This window comes from Sphingobium sp. UBA5915 (assembly GCF_002431195.1).
GTDB lineage: Bacteria > Pseudomonadota > Alphaproteobacteria > Sphingomonadales > Sphingomonadaceae > Sphingobium > Sphingobium soli.
On sequence record NZ_DJDV01000127.1, the window covers coordinates 1 to 8,801 of the forward strand.

An 8,801-nucleotide genomic window follows, 5' to 3' on the forward strand; every position below is an offset into this window, starting at 1 on the left:
CTGTTCCTGGCCCCGCTGGCCCCGCTGGCCCACAAGGGGAACGCGGCCCCCAAGGCCCGAAGGGCGACAAGGGTGATACTGGATCGCCGGGACCAAAGGGCGATGCTGGCGCGCAAGGTCCAATCGGTCTTACGGGTGCTACCGGCGCAGCTTCGACCGTAGCGGGTCCGGCCGGGCCAAAGGGCGACACAGGTGACGCGGGACCGGCTGGCCCCAAAGGCGATACCGGGGCACCGGGCCAGAAAGGCGACAAGGGGGATAAGGGCGACACTGGCGCAACCGGCCCTGCAGGCACACCGGGCACGCCCGGCCCTGCTGGCACCGACGTTGCCGATTTTCTGTTCGAGGACGGCACACTCAAGCTGTCGATGAGCAACGGGTCCATCTGGGAAGCCTTCATTCCCACAGGCGGCGGCACCGGCAAGCCGTGGTATTTCGACGCGCCGTTGGCCAGCACGTTCACGCTCCAGAGCGGCAATGCCGTCCAGCTATCTTTGACCGACGACACCGATGCTGGCCTGCTGGTGAAGAGCGGCGCGAGCGCAACCGGCGACATCAGCCGTGTGGCCTACAGGACGCTGACGAACAAGGCTCTGGATTGGGACATCGTGATCCGCGCCCCAATCATCATGAACGACGCCGATTACCGCAAGGGCGGCCTGATGGTCATGGATAGCACGACGAACCGCCACATTATCTGCGGCCAGGTGAACGAGTATCAGCCATTCGGCATCATCAAGTTCACTGGCATGACGGGTGGATATGGCGGCTCGATTTCCGCTCAGGCGTTCAAAACTCAGCCCGAATTCTACCGCGCCGCCTGTGTGGGATCGACCCTGACATTCTATGTCAGCCATTGCGGCAAGAACTGGCTCCAAGTCGGCGCAACCGCGATCGGCGATGCCTTCGGCGCGAGGCCGGACAGGATCGGCGTCGGCTTCAACATCAGCACAACCGATCCGACGCAAGCGTCCATGACGGTCGATTGCTTCAAGCTCACTGGTCCGGCTGTCTAAGGGCCAGCAATAACAAGAATGGGGGTGCCGGTCGCATGGCGAAAATAAAGAAAACTGCCGAAGAAGGCAGCATCGGTTTCAAGCAGGCAGCGCAGGTTGCGCTTTTTATTGCGCGGAACTGGAAGATCATATCCACCGCGCTTGCTGTCTTCATTCCGGCCACAGCCGCTCTGACCGGCAAGCTACAGCCCGTGGCTGATGCCATTGCGACTGCGAACCCCCTGTGATGGCTGTCGTAGTGGATCAGGAAATGCGCGATCTTCTGATTCGTCTGGACCAACGGGTCGATGACGGTTTCAAGAATATCAACGCAAAGCTGGATGAAATGACCCGTCGAGCAGATGGGCATGAAAACCGCATCCGAAATCTGGAAACGTGGCAAAGCACGGTTGTCGGTAATGCTCAAGGCATCGGCCTAGGCTGGAAGATCGGTTCTGCGCTATTGGGTGGTGTGACTGGCGTTCTAGCTCTGCTGGGTTTTCAAAGCGCCGTCTTGCACAATGAAAAACCCAATGTGGCCAAGCAAGAAATGAACATCGAACGTAGCGTCTCCATGCCTCGCCACTAAGAGTAAGCCCTACTCAACGAGCCGAACTAAAGTCCCTCAATACGCTTCGGCGGCGCGGAATGGGTAATCGGCCGGTAGATTAACGACCATCTTTCACCGCCGATCTGCGAACGGTATTCGACCTCAATTCCACCCGCGATCCAGAAATAGAGATCATAAATCTCTTCGCGCTTAAATTGATTTCCGGGCACGGTGACGACCGTCCTATTCGCATCACCATATTTTTCAGTCAGGCTCGCCTTCATTGGCCCGATGCAATTGTTTTTCGACGCAATCCACTTTGGAGTAATGACGACTGAATGCAGACGGTCATTCTGAAAGCGCGTCGAAACGATAGTGCGGCAGTCTGCCAGCAGGTCGATTTCCTTTTCAGGCAGAGCCTTCGCCACTTCATCTTTTGACATCCCTACGGTCAGGCCGCGCCATAAAACGGTAGGCTCTTGTCCATGAGCAGGAAGGGATAGCATCATAACGCCAAGTGCTAGCGTCCGCAAAATCTGCACTGAACCTATCCTTCAATTTAAGACATATCGGCGTTAACCGCCCTATGGAGATTTTTGCAAGCATTGAACGGTTAAGCAGACATTCCCCTAACTACCCCTGTAAGACGCCCGCTGAGTGACTTGTCACCGCCAGCTAGTTGCGAATTCCCTTCCGCCCTAACATCGGCTGCAATTCACGGGACAGCCAATCCTCTACCCCCAAAACGACCAATCTCGACATGCCTTCATCGGCGGCTGGCGGAAACTGCCACGCTTGAACCGTTAGGCTCCCGGTGATGCCGGTCGCCCATTCACGCAGCGATAGAGCGTATGTGCCCTTGGGCGCGGACAGAAGATGCTGGCGCAGGCGAGTCCGCAACGTGCCCTTCCGCTTCTGAGTAGCGAAGGAACTGCCCACATAGAGCGTGGAAGAAGCGACTTTGTTGTCCTGAGGCAGCTTCAATATGCCCATGGATCGCGCTTCCGAATATGCCGCGACGAGCTTTTGCCGATCTACGTCTTCACCAAGAGAAATGATGTAGATGCACCGATCACGATCAATCGCACTGGTCGGCGTCAGGCATTTGATCGCTGCTTCGGCATGGATGGGAAGGTCTGAGAATTGCAACGTCTCCTTGCCCAACGACATGGGAGGTTCTGATCCAGCAACCAGATCAGCAGCCGCGCGCAATTCCTTCGCGGCAGATGAGGGCCAAGAGGACAAGTCAGGTATGTTCAAGTCGATCTCCTCTCCAACTGGATCGCCCATGTCGGCTGGTCCTGCTTGATTGATGCGTTGGGCATATTCAAGCAGATCGCGCTGAGCGCATTCGCCGTGAATCATGGAGGACGATAGCTTGCTGCGCTGCGCTACGTCCTACATCGGCACGATTATCTCGAACTGCGGGCTGTCGCTCCTCGTTCGGATAATCGTTTGATGTATCGCCCTTCATGACATGGTTCTCGGACTTGTGGTGGGAACAAGAGCGATGAGCGATTGTGATGAACTGCCTCGAGCGGAAGTGAACGCATTGATCCCCCCGCTACATGGACAACATCAATGAACTGCCAGCGATATGCCAGCAGTCCTACGTCCATGTAGCGGAGGGATTATAGGGAACGGTTCTGCCTGCGGCTTTCGTTCACGCATTGGATCTCATGCAGCTTATGCTGCACCGGGGTTCGTTGTCGGTTATTGAAATGAGCAATCCCAGCCCTGTCGGGCTAGAGCGGTCGGTTCAGGGCACCATCCAATTGGCATCCTGAACTCGTGTTAGTTGGCCAGCGACGGGCCAGAGCTAACTCCGGTTTGGGCGCTTCTTTATACTGGTGCATGGTCGTTTCAGGGACGCTTCCATCCGTCCTCGCTGACTGTCCCGCAGGGTGCATCAGCCGCCAATCCAGTCGCCGCCTACCAGCTCATCCGCCCGTCTAATTCCGGGTTAGGGTTCTTCTACAAATTAGTAGGCCTACGCTACTTCATTTCGCGCATTTTCGCGGATCAAAAGAAAGACCCGCTTAGTGGGGACGAAGCACCAAGCGGGTCTATCACGTTGCATTGTAGCCGGTGGTAGAAGCGCCGTGAACAGCGTCTCGTCCCACCGTTCAATTCTATTTATCATCTGAGTCAAATTCTGAGGGGCAGGTTTAACCCCTTCGTTTTTTCCTGTCAGATGAACAGCCGCGACCTTCGCGAAACACGGGCGCCGTGCGCCTCACAAGGTGAGGAACAACTTGGCGTAGCTACGGGCGTAGCTCACGGGATCCGGCTGTTGGAAAATCGAGCGCAGCACTTCGTAGGCGCGGATGATCCGCGTAGGCGCGATCTGCTGGGCGAAGACGCTCGGCATCTCCAAGATGGAATTGGCCTCATCAATCGCCGCCAACGTCGCATCGAGATTGTGATGGACGATGAGCGCCTCCGCGAACGTATCCCACGCGCTGCTCTTCCCCGGATTAGGATAAGCGCAGAGTTCGCCAATGGTCAGCCGTTCGCTTATCCGGCTGCTCTTGATGGGCAGGCTTCGCAGATCAGACGGCGAATGATCCGTGTGGGTTGGCGTCTGGAAGCTCGTCATCACGAAGTCACCGGGCACGGTGCCGCGATCCTTGGTTATACGCGGCCGTCCGACAAGCCTCCCAAACGCCATCTGCTGTGAAGGGTTGGACGTGTCGAAGGTGATCTGGAACCCGGCCTCCCCCGGCAATTCGCGAAAGGACTTCTGGATCGCCGACAGCATGACGGCATGGGTGAGCGTGCTACACCCCAGAACGTGAAGCCGATTGCGGTCGCCCATAAGGCCAGCAGCGCGAAGGCGGACGAGTAGTTCGATCAGCCAGACATAATTGTCCCGCATGTCGCCACCCACCGCCCAGCCATCGAACGGATGGGCCATGATGGCAGTGAGCCATGCGATTGCTTCCTTGCGATCCCGCCCCTGCGCGACCGACAAGAACCGCGTCTGCCCGGTGCGATGCCGTTGGAAAAAGGCATTGTTGGCGAGCGTCGTGTTCAGGCAGTCATCGAATGTCGGAAAAAGGGGATTGCCCTTCGCGATGGCCATGGTGGGAATGTCGAGCGTCATCGCCTCATTGGTGTTCGCCTCCAGCCACGCGAGGGCTTGGGCGCGGGTGGCGTTTCCCTGCCAGAGCGAGGCATTGCTGATGAGCTGGAAGCCACCGCTGTCGCCAAGGATCGTCACGCCAGGCCGATTATGCTGGAAGATGCCCTTGGGGGTGCTGCCGCCGATGAACTGGCCGTAGCTCAACAGTGCCCGGTCGGTCACAAAGAACGGGTTCGCGGGATCGAGAAAATCCAGATCGGCCGGGGTCGATATACAGGCCGGTAGATTTCCGTCGCGCACCTGCGAAGGAGCCTTGAGCGGCATGGTGTGGGTCACCTTTTGACCCGCGATGAGATAGATGGCGCGGCCCTGCTGGCGCGCACGATAGTCGATATTCATGATGATGCTCCGGGGTGGTGCCCCGCGACGGCAGAACCATCGCGGGACAGCAGAATCAGGCGGCTAAGGCGTCGGCGGGCGCGGCGTCGGTGACAGGAGCATTCTTCACCAGCTTAGGTAGCGCCTGCACCCGTTCCAGCAGCTTGCGGCTTCGCGTGTCCCGGCCTTTTTCCAGCGTTTGGATATGAACGCGGAAGGTCGCGACCGCCGTCGTAACAGCCAGCGCCAACATGCCTTCTGGATCGACCTCCACTGACAGGTCGCCGTCAAGTGAGAGCAACGCGGGCAGCGAAGCCAATAGGTCGCTCGACATAACCCGCGCCTCGACCTTGCCGGTCGTGTCAGCAGCCAGCGAAACGGTTTGCCCGTCACCATGTTTGATCCCGAACGTGCCGTCGGATATCGTCACCGTGACCTGCCGCTCCTTGGCCTGCTTCTTCACAAGCACCGCCAGATGGTCGGCCTTCAGCTTGGCCAGAGATTCAGACCCTAGCGATGCCGTGCCGTCCGGCTTGAACGCTTTGCTGACCTTATGCGTCCAGTTCTTGCCGAATTCGGTCAGCTTGGGAAAGGCCAACTGCCCGTTCAGCGCCGACTTGCTCTTGTGGGCGAACTTCACGCGGATGCGGTCGTCATTACTTACCGACGAGATACCGTCCTTGCCACCATATCCCGCGCACAGTGCTGGCTTGGCCAGACGTTCGAGCATGGTGTTGCGGGTCTTCTTGTCCATGAAGCGCGGCAGACGGCTGTTGGCCTTCGTGTCCACGTCACCATTCGGCTCGATGGTCAGGACGCGGGTATCGTCCATGCGGGCGTTCGCGACCGACAAGGTGCTGCCGTTGAGCAGGTAAACCGCATAGGCCGCAAGAACCTCCGTGGACGGGTTCAGCTTGTCGTCCGGTGCCAGCGCGCGCTTTGGCTCGTTGCTGCGCTCAATATCGGGAATGATGGCTGGCGCGACCGTCATCGCCTGATGCCAGAACAGCGCCGTGGTCGAAGCATGTTCCATGCCCGTCGAGCGATACTCGGTCATCTCTGCGACAACCGAGGGGGCGGCATTGGGACATGGGAGGAAGATGGTATTGGTGCCGTCGAAATGGGCGACACAGAGCATTGATGCGCTGGGCAGAATGCTGGGGATGGCGGCTCCCTTGACCTTGACGGCGCTTGCGCTCTCAAGCGCACTGTTGATGATACTCACGGCCTCCGGCTCTGCGGCCTCTTCCGGCGCCGGACGGACGAGCGCCGCCAGCTTCGCAGCCATACCGGCCTGCTGGCCGAACTGCCCAAGATAGAGCTTGAGGAAATCGGCGTCCGACATGGTCGCGAAGTCATGCTCACCATTGACGCGGTTCATGTAGTCCACGGACTTCATGAAGGGCGCTACCTTGTTGGTGCGGTCCTTCTTTTCAGCCGCAGTTCCGCTGAGCGTGATGTTGATGCCAAGCGCGAACTGAACAGGGATATGGAGGGAGTTGGCCGAATTCGATGCGTAGCCGCTGTCCTCGGCATGGCGCTTCACGTTGGCGATGCCGTTGGTGGCAAGGAATTTCCAGACACGGAGCGTGATGAGGCCGCGACGTTCGCGGGCGCTATGCTCGTCGTTGAACAAAGCCGCCGTATCGCGCGCAATCGCTTGCTGGTCAGAAAGCGCACTGCTGCTCAGCGCATGAATGGAAGTGTCGGCGGTGCCTAGATCGAGAGAATTGGTCACGGTTTGCCCTTTCTTGGCAAACGCGCAGACGCTGTGGGGAAATCGCAAGACTGGACATACGGAACCCACCACGCCTGAGCGTTGGTTTTCAGGTTCCGACCGAGGCGGGTTGCCAGCAGGGACACGCACCGAAGTTAACGTGCCAGTCTTGTTGCTCTGGCGGCCCTTCCATTCCACCGCGCGGATGGAACTTCCGTTTCGTGTCCAGCGTGCTACCGTTGCGCTACTAGCGCAGGCAACCAATCGGGTGATGGCTGAAAGCCCCGGACTGATTACCCCGAAAGCAAAAGCACCTTGATGCTTCTCTGAGGGGACAGGCCCATCCGACAATGACGCTTGCGGATGATCTCGATGGGCTGATTTCTACCGCACAAGATAACAATGTCAACACCTAAATCGATAGCTCTGATATTTTTTACAAACACGATTTTACAACGCTTATCCTGCTGTAACCATCACCACGATCTAAACTCTAGATCATCCCTGCACTTACCCGTTCATGCCATAACCGCTCCATTCTACCCAAACCTGATAACTACCAATGATAGCAGACACACTGCCTATTGATTGGAGAGATCGGAATGGACAACCCAACGCTGACCATCAGCCTATTCAAGCTGAGAACGAGAAGGGCGCTTGTCAAACATAGCTATACCGCAGCCGTCTACAGCGACACGTTCGAAAGCATGGGCCACGCGATTGCTGAGGAAATCAAGCACCAAGCCCAGCATGGCGGCTTCTACTGGTCCTTCGCACGATACAAGCGCAACCATCTCAAGGCCGACATTCAGGAAATGACGGCGGTCATGCTGGAATATCCATATGCTTGCCGCGCCGCCCTCATGGCTGCGCTCGCTGAATGCCCCTACGTCCATTACGTCATCCACGCTCAGGACGAGATCAACACCAAGCGCCCCGAAGAACGCCTCGTTATCGCGTTCCCCCTTGCAGAGCCGATCATCAGTCCAAGGGACTACACCCGCGTTGCCGCCTTGCTCTCTGAGCAGCTTGGCATCAGCGATCATACGCGCGGCGACTTTTCCTCGACCTTTCTGTTCGCGCCATTCGTGGGAGTATGCTCGACACCAAAGGTCGTCCTGAATGACCTCGACCGCGATTTTCTGGACCCGGCCTCTTTCATCGATGAGCATCGCGGCACATGGACGGACGCTAGTGCCCTCCAACTTGGTGCGATGCCCATCCAGCCAGCGCCAACCGTGTTCCATGACAGCGGCTTGTTCGTGTTCAAGAATGGCGGTGCGCTGTGATCGAGTTACCCGCGACCCCGATCCCCGCCGACGAAGCCAAGACCATTATGGAGGCCGATGCCACCGCGCTTCTCAGTGCCGACTTGCGCTGTCCTTTAGCCCGCAGAATCATCGACGCGCTGGCGTTGCTCGACATCGCGATTGAAGCCCTTAAGCCTGATCGACAATAGACATTCTGATCGAAGGAAACGGCAGCGCCATGGCACAGGCACCAGCATAAACAGTTGATAGCCAATCGTCATATTGCAATGGATTGAGCATCACTGGCATGGCCTTCGGATGGAGCATCTCAAGGGCTGACATATGCTGTCTTTGAAAATGGTGTTGGCAAACACAAGGCAGTGACAGACGCGGAAACCGTCTCAGCGTTTTTTCAAGAATGCGGGCCGAGGAAATAACGGCGGCCTACGCGCGCCCGCATAACTTCACGCATTTCTGCGGGTTTTAGCGTATTGGATCCTATAGCGCACTGGCAGGCAGAATATGGTTAACATCACTGGCTACGCGCAGTTCTGCTTGAGGCATAATTTCGATGCAAGCCCGTTCCATCCCTCTTTCGATGGTGTTAGGCGTCAAAGAGAAACTGAGGGGCAACTATGAGTATCTTGAATTTCGTCGATCAGGATCAGCTAGACGAACTGAATGAAGATCCCAAAATAGCTTTCATGGAACTGGTGAACTTCGCCCAGAGGAGCTTGCACGACCAAACAAAACCCTTGGACGAAGATGAGAGAGGTGACTGGCAAAAAATAGAGGACTTGCGCCTTGAAGCGTCCCGGGTTTTCCG

The 8,801-nt window shown here is 57.4% G+C and carries 8 protein-coding genes and 2 pseudogenes; 6 read left to right on the top strand and 4 right to left on the bottom strand.

The window, feature by feature from the left end; genetic code table 11:
• From B2V90_RS22580 to B2V90_RS22590, 3 genes and pseudogenes are all read left to right on the top strand, one after another.
• A pseudogene (locus B2V90_RS22580) lies at positions 1 to 1,016 on the top strand (hypothetical protein); the annotation flags it as partial.
• Between the two features lie 35 nt (positions 1,017 to 1,051).
• The gene (locus tag B2V90_RS22585) at positions 1,052 to 1,243 is read left to right on the top strand and encodes a hypothetical protein (protein ID WP_228223164.1); all 192 of its coding nucleotides are present in this window, start codon (positions 1,052 to 1,054) and stop codon (positions 1,241 to 1,243) included.
• Between the two features lie 23 nt (positions 1,244 to 1,266).
• Positions 1,267 to 1,584, top strand: a complete 318-nt coding sequence (locus tag B2V90_RS22590) for a hypothetical protein (protein WP_293923192.1) — start codon at positions 1,267 to 1,269, stop codon at positions 1,582 to 1,584.
• 26 nt (positions 1,585 to 1,610) lie between these two features.
• On the opposite strand, the gene B2V90_RS22595 is transcribed toward B2V90_RS22590, so the two are convergent.
• From B2V90_RS22595 to B2V90_RS22610, 4 genes are all read right to left on the bottom strand, one after another.
• A complete protein-coding gene (locus tag B2V90_RS22595) occupies positions 1,611 to 2,087 on the bottom strand; it encodes a hypothetical protein (RefSeq protein WP_228223162.1) in 477 nt (158 codons plus the stop codon).
• Between the two features lie 133 nt (positions 2,088 to 2,220).
• Positions 2,221 to 2,910 (bottom strand): hypothetical protein, encoded by a 690-nt coding sequence (locus B2V90_RS22600; protein WP_228223161.1) that lies wholly within the window; start codon positions 2,908 to 2,910, stop codon positions 2,221 to 2,223.
• 871 nt (positions 2,911 to 3,781) lie between these two features.
• Complete coding sequence (locus B2V90_RS22605) at positions 3,782 to 5,029, bottom strand: hypothetical protein (RefSeq protein WP_293923193.1); 1,248 nt, start codon at positions 5,027 to 5,029, stop codon at positions 3,782 to 3,784.
• Positions 5,030 to 5,084: 55 nt separating this feature from the next.
• Complete coding sequence (locus tag B2V90_RS22610; protein ID WP_293923194.1) at positions 5,085 to 7,076, bottom strand: hypothetical protein; 1,992 nt, start codon at positions 7,074 to 7,076, stop codon at positions 5,085 to 5,087.
• 251 nt (positions 7,077 to 7,327) lie between these two features.
• Here B2V90_RS22610 and B2V90_RS22615 point away from each other — a divergent pair, with 251 nt between their 5' ends.
• The 3 genes and pseudogenes from B2V90_RS22615 to B2V90_RS22625 all read left to right on the top strand — a co-directional run.
• The gene (locus B2V90_RS22615) at positions 7,328 to 8,014 is read left to right on the top strand and encodes a hypothetical protein (protein WP_293923195.1); all 687 of its coding nucleotides are present in this window, start codon (positions 7,328 to 7,330) and stop codon (positions 8,012 to 8,014) included.
• Positions 8,011 to 8,184 carry a hypothetical protein gene (locus B2V90_RS22620; protein WP_293923196.1) on the top strand — a complete coding sequence of 58 codons (174 nt, stop codon included), beginning with the start codon at positions 8,011 to 8,013 and terminating at the stop codon, positions 8,182 to 8,184. Before B2V90_RS22615 ends, B2V90_RS22620 begins: the two co-directional genes overlap by 4 nt.
• Before the next feature lie 426 nt (positions 8,185 to 8,610).
• Positions 8,611 to 8,801: pseudogene (locus tag B2V90_RS22625) on the top strand (hypothetical protein); the annotation flags it as partial.